This window comes from Cohnella massiliensis (genome assembly GCF_900169535.1).
Taxonomy (GTDB): Bacteria; Bacillota; Bacilli; order Paenibacillales; family Paenibacillaceae; genus Cohnella; species Cohnella algarum.
In genome coordinates, this window is record NZ_LT821257.1 from 427,878 (window position 1) to 443,831 (window position 15,954).

16 protein-coding genes and 2 pseudogenes are annotated in these 15,954 nt (G+C 59.2%); 4 read left to right on the plus strand and 14 right to left on the minus strand.

Translation table 11 applies throughout. The features are described 5' to 3' along the window. Positions 1-3: 3 nt before the first annotated feature. Both B7E11_RS08690 and B7E11_RS08695 read right to left on the minus strand, forming a co-directional pair. A complete protein-coding gene (locus tag B7E11_RS08690) occupies positions 4-834 on the minus strand; it encodes an ABC transporter permease (RefSeq protein ID WP_080833392.1) in 831 nt (276 codons plus the stop codon). After that, on the minus strand, positions 831-2,030 hold the full coding sequence (locus tag B7E11_RS08695; protein WP_080833393.1) for a quaternary amine ABC transporter ATP-binding protein: 1,200 nt from the start codon (positions 2,028-2,030) through the stop codon (positions 831-833). Before B7E11_RS08695 ends, B7E11_RS08690 begins: the two co-directional genes overlap by 4 nt. A gap of 271 nt (positions 2,031-2,301) precedes the next feature. Here B7E11_RS08695 and B7E11_RS08700 point away from each other — a divergent pair, with 271 nt between their 5' ends. Beyond that, positions 2,302-2,865 carry a GbsR/MarR family transcriptional regulator gene (locus B7E11_RS08700; protein ID WP_080833395.1) on the plus strand — a complete coding sequence of 188 codons (564 nt, stop codon included), beginning with the start codon at positions 2,302-2,304 and terminating at the stop codon, positions 2,863-2,865. A 151-nt stretch (positions 2,866-3,016) separates the two neighbouring features. Here B7E11_RS08700 and B7E11_RS08705 read toward each other — a convergent pair whose 3' ends face one another. Together B7E11_RS08705 and rnhA are read right to left on the minus strand one after the other, a co-directional pair. Beyond that, a complete protein-coding gene (locus B7E11_RS08705; protein ID WP_176220655.1) occupies positions 3,017-3,409 on the minus strand; it encodes a VOC family protein in 393 nt (130 codons plus the stop codon). Positions 3,410-3,428: 19 nt separating this feature from the next. After that, positions 3,429-4,067 (minus strand): ribonuclease H, encoded by a 639-nt coding sequence (rnhA, locus tag B7E11_RS08710; RefSeq protein WP_080833399.1) that lies wholly within the window; start codon positions 4,065-4,067, stop codon positions 3,429-3,431. A 139-nt stretch (positions 4,068-4,206) separates the two neighbouring features. Here rnhA and B7E11_RS08715 point away from each other — a divergent pair, with 139 nt between their 5' ends. After that, complete coding sequence (locus B7E11_RS08715; protein ID WP_342744458.1) at positions 4,207-5,076, plus strand: methyl-accepting chemotaxis protein; 870 nt, start codon at positions 4,207-4,209, stop codon at positions 5,074-5,076. 333 nt (positions 5,077-5,409) lie between these two features. Here B7E11_RS08715 and B7E11_RS08720 read toward each other — a convergent pair whose 3' ends face one another. From B7E11_RS08720 to B7E11_RS08755, 9 genes and pseudogenes are all read right to left on the minus strand, one after another. Next, positions 5,410-6,138: a KDGP aldolase gene (locus B7E11_RS08720; RefSeq protein WP_420830681.1), complete on the minus strand. Its 729-nt coding sequence runs from the start codon at positions 6,136-6,138 to the stop codon at positions 5,410-5,412. Beyond that, positions 6,131-6,859 carry a creatininase family protein gene (locus tag B7E11_RS08725; protein ID WP_080833401.1) on the minus strand — a complete coding sequence of 243 codons (729 nt, stop codon included), beginning with the start codon at positions 6,857-6,859 and terminating at the stop codon, positions 6,131-6,133. The genes B7E11_RS08720 and B7E11_RS08725 overlap by 8 nt, the downstream gene beginning before the upstream one ends. Before the next feature lie 10 nt (positions 6,860-6,869). Beyond that, the gene (locus tag B7E11_RS08730; RefSeq protein WP_080833404.1) at positions 6,870-7,841 is read right to left on the minus strand and encodes a phosphotriesterase family protein; all 972 of its coding nucleotides are present in this window, start codon (positions 7,839-7,841) and stop codon (positions 6,870-6,872) included. A gap of 27 nt (positions 7,842-7,868) precedes the next feature. Beyond that, positions 7,869-8,807 (minus strand): ABC transporter permease, encoded by a 939-nt coding sequence (locus B7E11_RS08735; RefSeq protein WP_080833405.1) that lies wholly within the window; start codon positions 8,805-8,807, stop codon positions 7,869-7,871. Then, a complete protein-coding gene (locus tag B7E11_RS08740; protein ID WP_080833408.1) occupies positions 8,804-9,751 on the minus strand; it encodes an ABC transporter permease in 948 nt (315 codons plus the stop codon). Before B7E11_RS08740 ends, B7E11_RS08735 begins: the two co-directional genes overlap by 4 nt. A 17-nt stretch (positions 9,752-9,768) precedes the next feature. Continuing rightward, a complete protein-coding gene (locus B7E11_RS29470; protein ID WP_176220629.1) occupies positions 9,769-10,014 on the minus strand; it encodes a hypothetical protein in 246 nt (81 codons plus the stop codon). A gap of 45 nt (positions 10,015-10,059) precedes the next feature. Beyond that, a pseudogene (locus B7E11_RS30925) lies at positions 10,060-10,386 on the minus strand (D-xylose ABC transporter ATP-binding protein); the annotation flags it as partial. A 391-nt stretch (positions 10,387-10,777) separates the two neighbouring features. Continuing rightward, positions 10,778-11,305: pseudogene (locus B7E11_RS30930) on the minus strand (ATP-binding cassette domain-containing protein); the annotation flags it as partial. 10 nt (positions 11,306-11,315) lie between these two features. Further along, a complete protein-coding gene (locus B7E11_RS08755; RefSeq protein ID WP_080833811.1) occupies positions 11,316-12,419 on the minus strand; it encodes an ABC transporter substrate-binding protein in 1,104 nt (367 codons plus the stop codon). On the opposite strand from B7E11_RS08755, the gene xylB reads away from it, so the two are divergent. After that, a complete protein-coding gene (gene xylB / locus B7E11_RS08760; protein WP_080833413.1) occupies positions 12,364-13,839 on the plus strand; it encodes a xylulokinase in 1,476 nt (491 codons plus the stop codon). The two genes, B7E11_RS08755 and xylB, sit on opposite strands and share 56 nt — an antisense overlap. Positions 13,840-13,931: 92 nt before the next feature. Next, positions 13,932-15,140 carry a hypothetical protein gene (locus B7E11_RS08765; RefSeq protein ID WP_213084129.1) on the plus strand — a complete coding sequence of 403 codons (1,209 nt, stop codon included), beginning with the start codon at positions 13,932-13,934 and terminating at the stop codon, positions 15,138-15,140. Here B7E11_RS08765 and B7E11_RS08770 read toward each other — a convergent pair. Beyond that, positions 15,121-15,930: a protein-glutamine gamma-glutamyltransferase gene (locus B7E11_RS08770; protein ID WP_080833418.1), complete on the minus strand. Its 810-nt coding sequence runs from the start codon at positions 15,928-15,930 to the stop codon at positions 15,121-15,123. The two genes, B7E11_RS08765 and B7E11_RS08770, sit on opposite strands and share 20 nt — an antisense overlap. Between the last annotated feature and the right edge of the window lie 24 nt (positions 15,931-15,954).

Genomic DNA, 15,954 nt, shown 5'->3' on the forward strand with positions numbered 1-15,954 from the left:
TTTTCAGGATTTTTTTCGGAACGCGTTTTGCGTCAGGCGGTCGAGCAAGATCGCCATAATGACGATCGCGATCCCCGCCTCGAATCCGACGCCCGTCTTGGCCTGGGTAACCGCCCGATAGACGAGCGCCCCGACGCCTTGCGCGCCGATCATCGAGGAGATGACGACCATGGACAGCGCCAGCATAATCGTCTGGTTGATGCCCGCCATGATCGAGGGCATGGCGATCGGCAGCTGCAGCTTGAACAGCTTCTGCGCCGGCGTCGAGCCGAACGCGTCCGCCGCTTCTACCAGATCGGCCGGAACTTGCCGGATCCCGAGGTTCGTCAGCCGGATCGTCGGCGGAATCGCGAAGATGACCGAAGCGATAACCCCCGGCACGACGCCGAGCGAGAAGAACGTAACCGCCGGCAGCAAATAGACGAACGCGGGCATCGTTTGCATGAAGTCCAGAATCGGCGTCACGACGTTGCGCACGCCGTTGCTCCGGGCGCACAAAATGCCGATCGGCACCCCGAACACGAGCGACAGCAGCGACGCGGTCAGCACGAGCGACAGCGATTGCATGGAAGGCTCCCACAGCTCCAGGTTCCAGATGAGCAGCAGTCCGATCAACGAAAACGCCGCAAGCTTCCATTTTCCGATCCAGTAGGATAGAGCCGTTATAAGCAGAATCAACACGAGCGCGGGAACCGACAGCAGCACGGACAGAAAGCCGTCCACGATCCCCTGGATAATCGAATTGATTATATCGAAAAAAGGGCCGAAATTCCCCGTCAGCCAATCTTCTACGCTTTCCACCCAATCGCCGAGAGGCAGCTTCGCGATATTCATCGTGCACCTCCCGCTTCCGGAACCGTATTGCCCGCGAGGGCGGACAGCACGGCTCCTTTGATGATGACTCCTTTGAGCTTCAGGTTGTCGTCGACGACCGCGACCGGCAGTCTCGTCTCCGCCATCAGCTCGAAAAACTCGTTCAAGTGGGCGTCCGGCGTTACCTTGGGCACGTCCCGTTCCATGACGTCCTCCAGCGGCAAGTTCTCCTTCAGCGCCCGCGACGCTTCGTCCGCCGTGACGAGGCCCAACAGCCTCTTTTCCTTATCCACCACGTACAGCGTGGACACCTCGCTGTCGCGCATCAGCTGCAGGGCGACGCGCGGCCCGCGCTCCGGCGCGATCGTTTCGGCCTTGTACATAATGTGGGAGGCCGTCAGCACCTTCGACATATCGACGTCTTCCACGAACCGTTGCACGTACTGGTTGGCCGGCTGCGTCAAAATTTCCTCCGGCGTGCCGATCTGCACGATGACGCCGTCCTTCATCAAGGCGATCCGGTCTCCGATCCGCAAGGCTTCGTCCAGATCGTGCGTAATGAAGACGATCGTCTTTTTCATTTTGGACTGGAGCTCCAGCAGCTCGTGCTGCATATCCTTGCGGATAAGCGGATCGAGCGCGCTGAACGCTTCGTCCATCAGCAAAATGTCCGGATCGTTGGCAAGCCCTCTCGCGAGCCCGACCCGCTGCTGCATTCCGCCGCTCAGCTCGTCCGGGCGCTTGTTTTCCCAGCCTTCCAGGCCGACCAGCTTCAAAGCCTCCATGGCAAGCTCTTTCCGTTTCTTCTTATCTATTCCCTGCACTTCGAGGCCGTACTCCGCGTTTTCAAGCACGGTCCGATGCGGGAACAAGGCGAACTTCTGAAACACCATGCCGATGTTTTTTCTCCGATACTGGCGCAATTGAGCCGGATTCATCTTGACGACGTCCGTTCCATTGAACAGAATATGCCCGGCCGTCGGTTCGATCAACCGATTCAGCAGCCGAACCAGCGTCGATTTGCCGCTCCCCGAAAGGCCCATGATGACAAAGATTTCGCCCTGTTCGATAGCGAACTCCGCCTTGTTGACCCCGACCGTCATTTTCGTTTCTTTTAAGATGTCGGATTTCGACCGCCCCTGGTCGAGCATCGCCAAAGCCCTTTTCGGATCCTGTCCGAAAATTTTGGTCAAGTGCTTCACTTCAATGATCGGCATTCGAGCCCTCCTTTCACCGATTTTTGCGGCGCTCGCCGGATCTTCTTCGCGATGCACATGATACAAGTCTAACTTTTTCACATTTTGGGGGTCAAAATTCATATACCAAAATAATGTACGTGCAGTTTTAACTTTACGCACTTTACGTAACGTATGCTCTGTTTTTCTTAAAAATCCTCCCGTTGCGCATCCTTTACTTCTGACGACGAGTGTGCTTACAATACTTTGAAGAGTTGTTTTTCAGCGATTGCATCCTTGGGAGGGAACCTCCATGAACGAATATGACGATCTGCCGCCGGAGCTTGTCCTTAGATTGAAGAAAGCCCGCGAGCGCGTGATCGATTCCATAGGCAAAAACATGGACTTGTACGGAATTACGCTATCCATCGGGCATTTATACGGGCATATGTACTTCAGCAGCGGTCCGGTCACGCTGGACGAACTGAGCAAAAAGATGGAAATGAGCAAAACGTCGATGAGCACCGGCGTTCGCACGCTGGTCGACCTGAAAATGATCGATAAAGTGTGGGGAAAGGGCTCCCGGAAGGATTTTTACGAGGCGACGCCGGATTGGTACCAGAACTTCTCTGATTACTTCTCCATCAAATGGCGCAAGGCGGTGGAAGGCAATACAAACGCGCTGAACAGATCGCTCGCCGAGCTTCGGGCGCTTCGGGCGGAAAACGAAGACAACGCGCCGTTGTCCGCCTATATCGAACAGGATGAAGCCAAAATCATCGAGGCTTTGAAATATTACCGCTGGCTGCTTCGATTCATCGAAACGCTGGAAACCGGGAAAATATTCGAGCTTGTCCCGAAGGAGCCGGAACCGTAAGCGCGGGGGGCGAATCGGCAAAAGAGCGTTCGGAGGATCGCCAATGCCGAGCGCGGTCGAGCGGCCCAGTCCGTTCGCCGGGCTCGGCATTGGCATTCTTGCTTTCTTTTTTAAGAGTTGACGCGATGCGGATGGGCTTCCTCTTTCGAGTTTATCCGTTATTTGTCCATGTCGCGATATACCAATGGTTCCCGAACGGATCTTCGACGCCGCCCGAACGTTCGCCGTAATCGTGATCCTGGGGCGTGTACAGGGACCTCGCTCCCGCCCGGATCGCCCGGTCGTATGCCGCATCCGCATCCTCCACGTAGACGTGAAGCGCGTTGCGCATCGACGGAAACTTCTCGTCGCCGCTTCCGCCCAGCTCGACGATGGAATCTCCGATCCTGCAAGACGCATGGCGGACGACGCCGTTCTCGTCGGCGTGTCGTTCGAGCAATTCCGCGCCGAACGTTTCCTTCATAAAATCGATCAGACGATCCGCCTCGTTCGCGATCAGATACGGGGTGACGCTGCGATACCCTTCCCTCTTCCATGCCGTCATGACAAAACCCTCCATCCTTTTATTTCCTTCCGTAATCGGCCTTGATTTCTCCCCACTGCTTCGTTTGCCACTTTTTGATCTTGTTCGGATAGGCATTCGTCCTGAGCCACGACTCGGCGCGGTCGATCAGCCGCCAAATCTCCTCGGTCGACTCGTCGCGCGGAAGCGTCGTGGACACCTTTTTTTCCTTGATCCATTTGATCGCGTTCACCGAGTCGCTGTACACCGTTTTGACGCTGCCCGTCTTCTGCAAATAAGCCAGCGCGTGAACGATCGCCAGAAACTCGCCGATATTGTTCGTCCCCTTCGCGATCGGGCCGTAGGCGAACAGCGTTTCTCCCGTTCGCGTGTCGACCCCTTTATATTCGACCGGGCCGGGATTGCCGCGGGTGCCCACATCGACGGAAATGCTGTCATAGTCGATTTCTTCCGAAGCCGAAGCGGCGGCCGGGCCGCGCGGGGCGCTTTTCGCCGGCTTGCCTTGGCCCCAATGCTTTTTCCAGCCTTCCTTGAACGCCTTCTCGGCTTCCGCCCTCGATTCATAAGATTTGTACCTGGCGTCCTCGAATTTCTCGATTTGCTTCCGGCATTCGGGCCAGCTCGCATAGATCCCCGGATTCCGGCCGGCCCATACGACGTAAAATTTCGACTTTGCCATCCTCTTCGCTCCTTCAATCGACCTCTCCCCATTATATCGCCAAGCTTTCGGGATGAAAAATCGTTGGTTCCTATATTTCCAAAAGCTCTTCATTGTTGAACGTTCGGCGGCCGATATAAAAAGGAGGAGCACGATCGCAATGCCAAATCCGCAGCGAGGAAAGGACTTGACCATCCAGATGAACATTGTCGAAGCCGTCATTCAATGCATGCCTTATATCCGTCAAATGATCCGCGAAGATGTGGCGATCAGCGTCATGGACCACGAGAAGTTGCTTTATCACAGCGACGGCGAAAGTTTGAAAATCGGCGCGAAGGCCGGGGACGCTCTCATTGAGGAAGCCCGGGATTTCAAGGGCCTGAACGGCGGAAAAGTCAAAACGATGGTTCACATGCCCGAGGAGGTGCTCGGGTTTCCTTTCGATATCGTGTACATTCCGATATTGGACGAGAACGAAGAAGTCGTCGCCGTCATCAGCGTCGACTACAGCATGGAGAACCAAAGCAAGCTTGCTTCGCTTATGGAGGAAACCGAAAACACCGTTTCCAGCCTGCTGAGCGGCATCCAGCAAGTTGCCGCCCATTCGGAAGAGCTTTCCGCCACGTCAGAGGAAATTTTGCGCAATTCGAAGCATGCCGTGCAAAATTCGGAAGGCATCACGAACGTCACGAGCGTGATCCGGGAAATTTCGGATCAGACGAATCTGCTCGGACTGAACGCGGCCATCGAAGCGGCGCGCGTCGGCGAGCTCGGCGCCGGGTTCGAGGTCGTAGCCAAGGAAGTTCGCAAACTGTCCGTCAGCACCAAGGAGGCAACGGCCGAAATCGAAAATTCGCTCGGCTCCGTTCAGCAATCCATCAAGCAAATGGAGTCCGAAATTTCCCAGATCGCGAACGCCTCCCGCGACCAGGCCGAGCTCGTCGCCCAATTCATGTCGGGCATCGAGCAGTTGAACGAGACGAACCGGAAGCTGAAAGAATTTTTCGAAAAACTCGTTTCCAAAAGCTGAATGCCGGCTTCGAACGCCGGCTTCGAGAAACATCCCGCACGGCGAGCGAATAACGGCCCCTGAAGGCCGTTATTCGCGAAATTTCCCGTAAAGATAGCAAACAACGGCCCGCGAAGGCCGTTATTTCGTTTGAGTAGGGCTGGAAACGGCTCGTCATCCGAATTAACGGTCGCGAAAGGCCGTTATTTGCTTTTTTTCTCGCGCGGATAGCAAATAACCGCCTCTGGAGACCGTTATTCGCTTAATTTCTCGCACGGCGAGCAAAAACAGCTTCTTTGGCCTTCGGATGCTCGGTACAAGCCGGGCTTGGCCGACTCCTTAACCGGTTACGAGTTACCGAAACGGCTTCACGATCTCTTCGACCTTTTCCGGCAGGGTTCGGCCCGAACCCGGATCGATCGTATTGCCGAAAATATGCGGCATCACAAAAGGGATGTCCGTGCGGAGCAGCGCCGCGACAAGCTCGCGGACATTGCCGGCATGAATGCCGCCGGCCGGCTCGATGCCGTAAATGCCCCGCCGCGCGGCGGCCTGGGCGATATAAACGAGCTCGTCCAGATGATCCAGCCCTTTGACCGGCATCACCTTGATCGAAACGACGTTCATCATCGCCGCCAGCTCCAGCAGCGCGTCGACATCGATTTCGCTTCCGTTTGCGAGCCGTACGACTCCCTTTTGGCCGGTCGGGGCGATCAGGGCGTTGACGTACTGGGCGACTCCCGCCTTGTCGAACATGCCCTGCGCATAGGAAGCCGTATGAAACGGCTGGTTGATATGCCCCGGATCGGACGCGAGACCGATATCCAGCACCTTGCGCCACATGGACGTGTCTCCCCCGCCGCCAAGCCCTACGCTGACGATCGGTGCCGCTTCTTTCAGCTGCGCGACACGCGCGGACGCCTCCTCGGGCGTGGCGAAGTCCGTAGAGACGATACCCGGCACGGCATAGCCGCCGGAAGCCTCCATTACTTCTTCTGCATTACGTTTGTCGAGAGCAAGGAAGTTGAACAGCAGCCGGTCTCCGATTTTCCCCAACTTTTGAATCGATGTCACGTTATAAATCCCCCTCTACCTTCCGAATGAGCGCCACGATGTTGTCGACGGCCTTGTCGATGATCGCTTTTCCTTTTGCGGCGGTGGCCAGCGTCGCGTCTCCGAGCACGCCGGTACGGGTCACTTCCCGCCACGGCACGTTCATCACCTCGAACTCGGGGGGAAACGTCGGCGGGTCGTTCACGGCCTTCGCCATGTCGACCTGCTCGGGCGCCACGTACAGCATATAGGAGGTCTCGATCTCGCAGGCATGAAAATAAGACGGGTGCGCCCGCTCCGACTCGATGACCTCGGAGATGACGCCGCCGACGCCCGGATATGTCAGGTACAGCACCTTCAGCGGGCATTCCTCGTACAAGACGCGGGCTGCCTCCTTCATGGCGACCTGGTTGCCGACGTGGCCGTTGATGATCGCGAGCACCTTCACGCCCTGGCGGTACAAGCTGCGCCCGATGTCGGCGATCAAGCCGATCAGCACCTCGTTGGAAACGGACAAGGTGCCCGGAAAATCGCGCAGCGACCAAACCTGCCCGTATCCGATCGTCGGCAGGATGAGCGCATGGTCCAGCCGCTCCGCCACCATGCGGGCTACGCCTTCGGCGAGCAAGTTGTCCGTGCCGAGCGGCAGATGCGCGCCGTGCGCTTCGACCGCTCCCATCGGCAGCAGCGCGACCGGATGGCGGGCCAGCGCCGCCTCGGCCGTTTCCGCCGTCATTTTCGTCCATTCCATAACGATCGCCTCACTTTTTGAATGTGAAACAGCGGCGGGGATTGTGGACGAAGAAATCCTCGATGAGCGCCTTTCCGTCAAAGCCCGCGGCATCCGCTTCCTCGACGAACCTCGGCACCCATTTGCCGATGATGTACTCCAGCCCTAAGCCGTGGCCGTAATGCTTGTAATACGATTTGCGGGCCGTGTCGCCGCTCACGAGAATTTGCTTCCCGTACCCGCGCTTGACCAGTTCCAGAATGCAGCCGATCCGGACGCTTTCCGGCGCGTATTTGATTTTGCCGATGCCGTCGAAGGACAGGAACGCGCCCTCGTCGGCCACCTTCAAATGATAATACGTATCCGGGTTGCGGTCCAAGTGGCCGATCGACAAATGCTCTATCGGGACGCCTTCCTCCTTGAGCAAGGCAATCTGTTCCAATGCCATCGTTCCTGCTTCGGTGTGGGAGTGGACGGGAGCCTTCGTTTGAAGGTGCGCCCGCGCGACCGCTCGGAGCGTCTTCTCCTCCAGCGGCGAAATCATATTGTACCCGGTGCCGAATTTGACCTGCCCCGCTCTGACGTCGGTGCCTTCCATCCCCCGTTCGACTTCCGATACGACAAAATCGGCCAGCTCGTCGATCGACGAGCGCTCGATCCATTGCTCATACGTTTCGTTGCCTTGCGGCCGTTTCGAATCCCAAAGGAAGCTCTTGTTAAAGCCCGCCGTCGCGACGATATGAAGGCCGGACTGCTCCGAAATCCATTTGACCGCCTTTACGTCGCGGCCGTAATCGACCGCCGTCGCGTCGACGATCGCGTTGCCGCCCAGCCGTTTGAAATCCAGCACGTCCTTAAGCGATTTCTCCGGATCGTCCAGCAGCAGATCGTCTTCGTTGCGGTCGGCCCAGTGACCCGGGCGGCAGACGATATGCTCGTGGGAATACGTGAATCCCAACAGTTCGGGGGCAATATCCCCCAGCATGGTGCGAATATAACTCAAGTCGATTCTCTCCTTTATTTGCGGCGTTTATTTGCGGCGTTGGTTGATCGCCACCATAATCGCGATTATCAGACCCTGGCTAATGAACTTGCCCGCTTCGGGAACGTTCAGCATCGTCAGCAGGCTCTGCAGCAGAATCATGATCAGCACGCCCGCGAAGGTGCCCGCCACCCCGCCTTTGCCGCCCGAAAACGCGGTTCCGCCGATGACGGCGGCCGCCACGGTGTTCAGCGTATACGTATTGCCGACGCCGACCGAAGCAACCCCGATATAGGCCGACAGCAGCAAACCGGCCGCGCCCGCCAGCAGCGAGCAAAGGGTGTACATGAGGATAATCATGCGGTTCGTCCGGATGCCGGACAGCAGGCTCGTCATCGGATTGCCGCCGGTGGCGTACACCTTGCGTCCCCAGACGGTCTTATATAGAAGAAACGCGAACAGCGCCCATACGGCGATCCAGATCAGCGCGGAAACGGGAACCGGACCGAGCCATCCGTCCGACAGGTAACGAAAGCCGGGAGCGATGCTGCCCTTCGGCGATCCTTTCGAATAAACCATGTAGACGCCCTGGATGACCATCGACATCGCCAGCGTCACAAGAAACGGCGGAATGCGCACGCGGGTGATGAGTACCCCGTTGATCAGCCCGATCAAGCAGGAGACGCCCAGCGAAACGGCCACCGCCATGCCGATATTGCCGTTCTGGCCCATCATCATCGAAGCGGCGAGAATGTTGACGAGCGAAATGGTCGCGCCGACGGACAGGTCGATGCCCGCGACCAGCAGGACGAGCGTCTGCGCGATCGCCGCGATGCCGAGCGGAGCGGCCTGGCGCACCATGTTCAGCAAGTGCGAGGCGGAGAAGCTTTCCGGCGACAGCGCGGCGGAAAAGGCCAGAACGGCCAGCAGCAGCCCGAACACGCCGAGCGTTTGCTTGTATTTATGAAGCGATAGCCGTACGTTCATAATCGCCGTCTCCTTTTCAGCTGGAAGAAAAACAACGCCGCCACCAGAATGAGGCCTTTGACGATGTATTGATAATAGGCGAAAATTCCCAGCATATTGAGAATGTTGTTCGTCATGGAAATGATGAACACGCCGGCCAGCGTGCCGATGATTCCGCCGATGCCGCCGAACAGCGACGTCCCCCCGACGACGGCGGCCGCGATCGAATCGAGGGAATACGCGTCGCCGACGACCGGATCGCCGGAAAACAATCTCGCCGACAGCACGATGCCGCCGGCGGCGGCAAGCAATCCCGACAGCATATATCCGGTCAGTTGGATGCGCACGACGGGCACGCCCGATTTCTGCGAATGAACTTCATCGCCTCCCGCGGCGTAAATATAACGGCCCGTGCGCGTGCTCGACAGAAACACGAAGAAAAAGACATACAAAATCGCGATCAAAACGCCCGCGACGGTCACGATTCCCCAGCCGTCGGTCATAAATTCCATAAAGCCCATATGAACCGCTCCTCCTGGCGAAGGAAGCAGGTAGAGCGCGGCGCCTTTGACGATCGTCATCGTGGACAGCGTCATAATGAGCGGCGGGATTCGAAACCGCACGATGCCGATGCCGTTGACGAGTCCGACGAACGCCCCGGCGGCAAGGCAAAGCAGGATGCTCCCCGGCAGCCCGAAGCCCGCCTGGTCGCTGACGAGCGCCATGACGACCGTCGAAAAGCTGACGACCGAGCCGACCGACAGATCGATGCCGCCCAGCAGCAGCGCGATCGTCTGGCCGATCGCCACGATGGCGAGCGGCGCGACCTGGGCGACGATGTTGACGAAATTGTCGGTCGTCCGGAAGGTAGGGGAAAGCAGAGACGTGACGGCAAGCAAAACGAACAGCAACGCATAAACCGGAATCGCCAACTTGGCGTGTTTGGACAAAGACCCTTGAAGCAAGGCGTATCCCTCCTTTCCTAATCGTCTCCCGCGGCCTGCCCGGAGCTCATGGTCATGATTTTTTCCTCGGTCGCTTCCTCGCCGGCGATCGCGCCGGCGATGGTTCCCTCATACATGACATAGATCCGGTCGCTCAGGCCGATCAGCTCCAGCATGTCGCTCGTGAACAGCAGGATGCTGACGCCCCGGTCCGCGAGCTCCCGCAGCAGGCGATAAATTTCAACCTTCGATTGAATGTCGATCCCGCGCGTCGGTTCGTGCAAAATGAGCAGCTTCGGATCGTCGTACAACCATTTGGCGAAAATGACCTTCTGCTGGTTTCCGCCGCTGAGCGAACGGACGATCTGCTCCATCGACGAGGTTTTGACCGCGAGATTCGCGATGCCCCGCTCGACTTCCCGCCGTTCCGCCGCGGCGCTCACGATGCCGCGGCGGGCGATGTTGCCGAAATTCATCATCGACATGTTTTCCCGTACGGACAGGGGCAGCACGAGCCCTTCCAGCTTGCGGTCGTCCGGGATATACGCGATGCCCCGGACAATCGCTTCCTCCGGCTTCCGCAGCTTGACCGTCTCGCAGTCGAGCGCGATTTCGCCGCCCGCGAACGGGTCGATCCCGAACAAGCCGCGGGCCAAACTGGCGCTGGCCCTGTCCTTCGAGACCGCCGACGCCGACGATCGCTCCGCGCGGCACTTCCAGGCTTACGCCCCGGAGCCGGCCGCCGTCATGGACGTCCGCAAGCTTCAGCATCGGCTTGCCCGACGTCGTTCCCGCTGATCTCGGCGGGAACGTTTGCGTAATTTCGCGGCCGACCATCGCCTGGATCAGGTCGTTTTTGGTGAGCGCCGACGTCTTGTCCGTCTTCGTCATGCGGCCGTCCTTGAGGACGACCGCTTCGTCGCATATCTCGAAAATTTCATCCATCCGGTGCGTGATCAGAATGAGCGACGTTCCTTCGGCCTTCAGCTTGCGCACCATTCGGAACAGCCCCTCCGTTTCCGTCTTGGACAAGCTCGAGGTCGGTTCGTCCAGAATAAGCACGGAAGGACGGGTCAGCCAGGCCTTCGCGATTTCAACCATCTGCTTTTCGGCCGGCGACAAGTCCTTGACCAGCCGGTTCGCGTCCACCTCGAAGCCGATTTCCTTCAGCACTTCGCCCGCCCGCTCGTGCAGCTTCCGGTGGCGGATCAGGCCGAAGCGGGTCGGCTCCCGGCCGAGCAGCATATTTTCGCCGACCGACAGCTCCGGCAGCAGGCTCAGCTCCTGGTGAACGATCGCGATGCCCATCCGCTTGGCGGCCTGCGGATTTCTGAACGCGACCTTTTGTCCCTTGTAGGCGATCGTTCCGCCGTCGGGCGCAAGACTTCCGGTCAAAATGTTCATCAAGGTGCTTTTGCCCGCGCCGTTCTCGCCGACCAGCGCCAGAACGGTCCCTCGCTTGCAAGCGATGGACACGTCCTCCAGCACCGTGTTGCCGAAAAAGCGCTTCGTCAGTCCGGTTCCCTGCAGAACGACTTCGGGCTCCTTTATGGCTTCCATGGGTCGGACCTCCATACTCGTGACGTTATTCGCTGAACGTTGCTTTGACTTCCTCGTCGGTCATCCGGCTGTTCGCCCAGAAGCTGTCCGGCAAATCCTCGCGCACGAATTCGGCCAGATTGTCCGTCGTTATGACCGGAACCTCGAGAATTTGATCCTTCGGCACTTCCTTGCCGTCCAGCATATCCAACGCCAGCAGGAGCGCTTCCGATCCAAGCCAGGTCGGCTTCGCGACCGCGATGCTCTGGAACCCTTCTTCTTTCAGAGAATTCCATTTTTTCAGAAAACCGTTGTTGTCTTCCGACGTCATCGGCACGAGCGCGCGGTTTGCGGCCTGAAACGCTTCGATCGCGCCCAGCGTCATGCCGCCGCCCTGCGACCAGACGCCGTCGATTTGCGGATTCGCGGCCAACAGGTTGCCTACTTCCAGCTTCGCTTTTGCGTAATCCCAATCCGCGTTGACCGAGGACAGCACTTCGAGGTCCGGATAGCGGTCGAACACTTCCTTCGCGCCCTGCCATCTCTCGTCGCTTACGGAGATGCCCGCCATGCCGTTAAGCGCGATGATTTTGCCCTTGCCTCCGAGCGTTTCGGCCAGCCATTCCGCTCCCGCCTTGCCGAAGTCGTAATCGTCCACCGTGATGAGCGCGTCGTACGTATCGGCATTGATTTTGGCGCCGAGCAGCACGACCTTGATGCCTTTGTCCTGCGCTTTTTTCAGAACGGGCACGAGAGCGGTCGGGGAGTTCGGCGTCGTGATGATGACGTCGACGTCCTTGACGATCAAATCTTCCAGATTGGAAATCTGCTTGTCCACCTTGCCTTCGGATTCGGTATAGATGACGTTCTCGATTCGATCCTGGTGGCGTTTGACTTCCGACTCGAACTCTTTGTACAGCTGCACGGACCACGTGTTGGCGACGGAGTAAATATCGTAGCCGATCGTATACTTTCCGTCGCCGACGACACGGCTGTCGAGTTTGTCGAAAGCTACATCCGGGGAGACCGTTTTTCGCTGGACATCCGTTTTTCCGCGGAAGCGAAGGCCGACGAACCGGGAAGGGGGGACGTCGATGGCGCTCATATTGTCGTTGGACTTGGGAACGTCATCGGTTAAAAGCTTGCTCATGGAGGAAGACGGATCGGTCGTTTGCGTGGTTTCGCAGCCGTATCCGACCCTCTCCCCCCGTCCCGGGTGGTCCGAACAGCAGCCGGAGGAATGGATCGAAGCGGCCGTTCGCGCGGCAGCCGCCTGCATGGAGCGCTCGGGTCGCAAGGATATCGGCGTCATCTCCCTGTCCGGCCATATGAGCGGGCTTGTCCTCGTCGATAAAAGCGGCGAACCGCTTCTCCCCTGCATTCCGCTCGCGGACAGCCGGAGCTTCGAACAGTCGGAGCGGCTCGGCAAGACGCACGGCGCCCGGATTCGCGAATGCACGGGCAATCCGGCGATCGACGCGTTTCAGGCGCCGAAGCTGCTCTGGGTCAAGGAACGATTCCCCGAGCTGTACGACAGGGCCGCCCGGTTTTTGTTCCCGAAGGATTACCTCCGCTACCGGCTGACCGGGCGCTTCGCGACGGATTCGACCGACGCGGGCAACAGCCTGTTTTTCGATGCCGTCAAGCAGGCATGGGACAAGCCGCTCGCCGCGGAAATGGGCTTCCGCGCGGATTTGCTGCCTGACGTGCTCGGACCGGCGGAAATCGCGGGCGCGCTGGCGAAGCCGATGGCCGAACGGCTCGGCTTGCCGGAAGGCATTCCGGTGGCGGCCGGGGCGGCCGACATGGCGACCGGCGCGCTCGGCACCGGCGCAATCGAGCCGGGCGACACGGCGCTGACGATCGGCACGAGCGCCACGATGCTGTCGGTGACGGGCGGCTTCGACGATCGCGGATACGGCAAGGTCACGTTTCACCCGCACGCGCTTCCCGGGACGATGTACGCGCTCGGTTCGCATTTTTCGGGAGGGCTCAGCCTCAATTGGTTGGCTTCGCTGTTTCACGACACCTTATCCTATGAACGGCTGCAGGAGCTTGGGGCAAGCGCGGCGAAAGTGGCGCCCGGCAGCGACGGCGTGCTGTTTCTCCCGTTTCTGGCCGGCGGCGGCTCGCCCCGCTTCGACCCGCACATGCGCGGATCGTTCGCGGGACTCAGCGTGTCGACCGGGCGCCCCGGCCTGTTTCGCGCCGTCCTCGAAGGCATCTCCTACAATTTGAAGGAGACGCTGGCGCTGCTGGAGGGGATGAACCCGGGAGCGATCGGCTCGATCCGCGTCGGCGGAGGCGGCGCCAAAATCGGCCTCTGGCCGGGGATTTTGGCGAACGTCTTCGGGAAGCCGGTCGAGCTGCTGCCCCAAGCGGATGCTTCCTCGATGGGCGCGGCGATGCTGGGCGGCGTCGCGGTCGGCATGTTTCCCGACCTGAAAGCTATCTCCCGGAAGCTGTCGCAGCCGGCCGAAACCGTGCCGCCGGAGCCGGAGGCCGCTGCCGAGTACGAACGCCATTATGCGAAATATTTGAAATATTGCGACTTCATGGGGCAACTTTGAACAAAAGCCACGACCCTACGACCCTATTTAAACTTCCCCCGGAACATTCTTTTCCCGCCGGGAGCGCAAACCGTTAAATCCGCTGCAGGAGAGTGAACGAACGCATGCATTATTCGCTATGGACATACCCGTGGGACTTGCTCGATATCGGAATCGAAGAGGCGATGGCGGAAATCGCCGCGACCGGACTGACCGGCGTCAGCCTGACGACCAGTTATCACGCGGGAAGGTTTCTCCAGCCGAGAAGCCCGAAGCGCAAAGTTTATTTTCCGGAAGACGGCACCCTGTACTTTCCTTTCCGCGAAGCGAACTACCGCTCCTTGCGGATCCGGCCGGCCGCCGCTTCGCTTATCCGTGAAACGCCCGATTTCTGGGACCGCGCGTTCGAAGCGGCGGAAAAGCACGGGCTCGATATTTCCGGATGGACCGTTTGCCTTCACAACACGAAGCTTGGCATGGAGTATCCCGATACGACCGTGAAGAACGCTTACGGCGACGCCTATTATTACAATCTTTGCCCTAGCAACGAGGACGTACGGCTCTACATGACGACGATGCTGGCCGACCTCGCCCGGTATCCCTTTCGCGCGTTGGAGCTGGAATCGCTCAACTTCATGGGCTTTCCGCACGAATTCCATCACGAAAAAGACGGCGTCGGATTGACGGTCAAAGACGAGTTCCTGCTGTCGCTGTGCTTCTGCGACTCCTGCAAGAAGCGGGCCAGCCGGGACGGACTGGACATCGCCGGCGCGCAACGGATCGTTCGCGGATGGCTGGACGAGCTGTGCGAACGGGAGCTGCCGATCAGCGACGACGAGCGATTCATGCGGGAAGGCATCGGCTACTTCGAGGATTATCCGGACGTAGCGGATTATCTCCGCTGGCGCGTCACCGTCGTCACCTCGCTCGCCGGCGATTTGAAGGCCGTCGTGCCCGAGCGGACCCGGCTTTATTTCCTCAGCCTGCTTACGCCCGACTCTTCCTGGCTGTTCGGCGTCGATTTCGAAGCGATCGCCAAGGTGAACGACGGCATCGTCGTCTGCTGCTACGACACGGGAGCGGAACCGGTCGGAACCCAAATGGCGCTGTCGCGCCGGCACGCGCACGGAACCGAGCTGTTTACGGGACTGCGCGTCTTCTACCCGGAGGTGCGCGGCAAGCAAGAGCTTATCGACAAGGTGACGGCCGCCCGACGCGCCGGCACGGACGGATACGTGTTTTACAATTACGGCCTCATTCCCCGCAAACGCATGGATTGGATTCGGGAGGCCATCGATACGGTCAAAAGCGATAACGATTGACCCCGATCCTGGCGACGATCGGGTCCGGACGGGCGTTCCGGCCCGTTCGCCGCCCGGTTCTCGCGTTCAAGCGGCGGATGTACTCGAAATCCGGCAGCAGCACGAGATCTACCATATAGGCGGAAACGTCGCTGCCCGGCCGCCTCGCCCGGTTCAGGGCGGAGATCATCGTCTCGGCCGACCCGATCCCGACGCCGTGTCCGTAATAGAGATCGTCGCCCAGCTTGACCACGTTCTCCCCTTGCCACTCTGGGCGGTCCGGATCGTGGTCGGGATTCCGGAAATAAAGCACATCCCCCGGGAACGACTCCTCCCCGTCGTTGCGAATGAACCGCAGATCGTTGTCGTAATGCCAATCATACAGCAGCAGGTTCGGAAAATAAGCGTTGAAGATTGCGTCGCCCTTCATGTCCAAAATGGCCTTGTACAGCACGATCACGATCGCGGTCGCGCATTCGAAGGCGTAAGCCGGTCCGTTTACGAAAATGTCGCGCAGCCCTTCCGCCGGCGTCACGCCGTCCCGGAGCCGAAATCCGCCCATTTCGTTCCGCGTCCAGTATCGCTCGTTGCAGCGCGATTTTTCGAACGAGGCGAAGCCGACCCCGCTCTCGTTCAGCGCCTGCGCCTCGGCCACGATCGCGCTCCTCATCATCAGCTCGAACAGAAGGGCTTCCGCGGATGCATACCGGTAAACGGTCGCGCTCCGCTCCTTTTGCCTGACGATTTCCCTTTCCAGCGCGGAAAGGCCCGACGCATCGACCGGTTGACTGCCGCCCGCTATGACGATCATGCCGGTTCCCCCTTTACCCGTTAT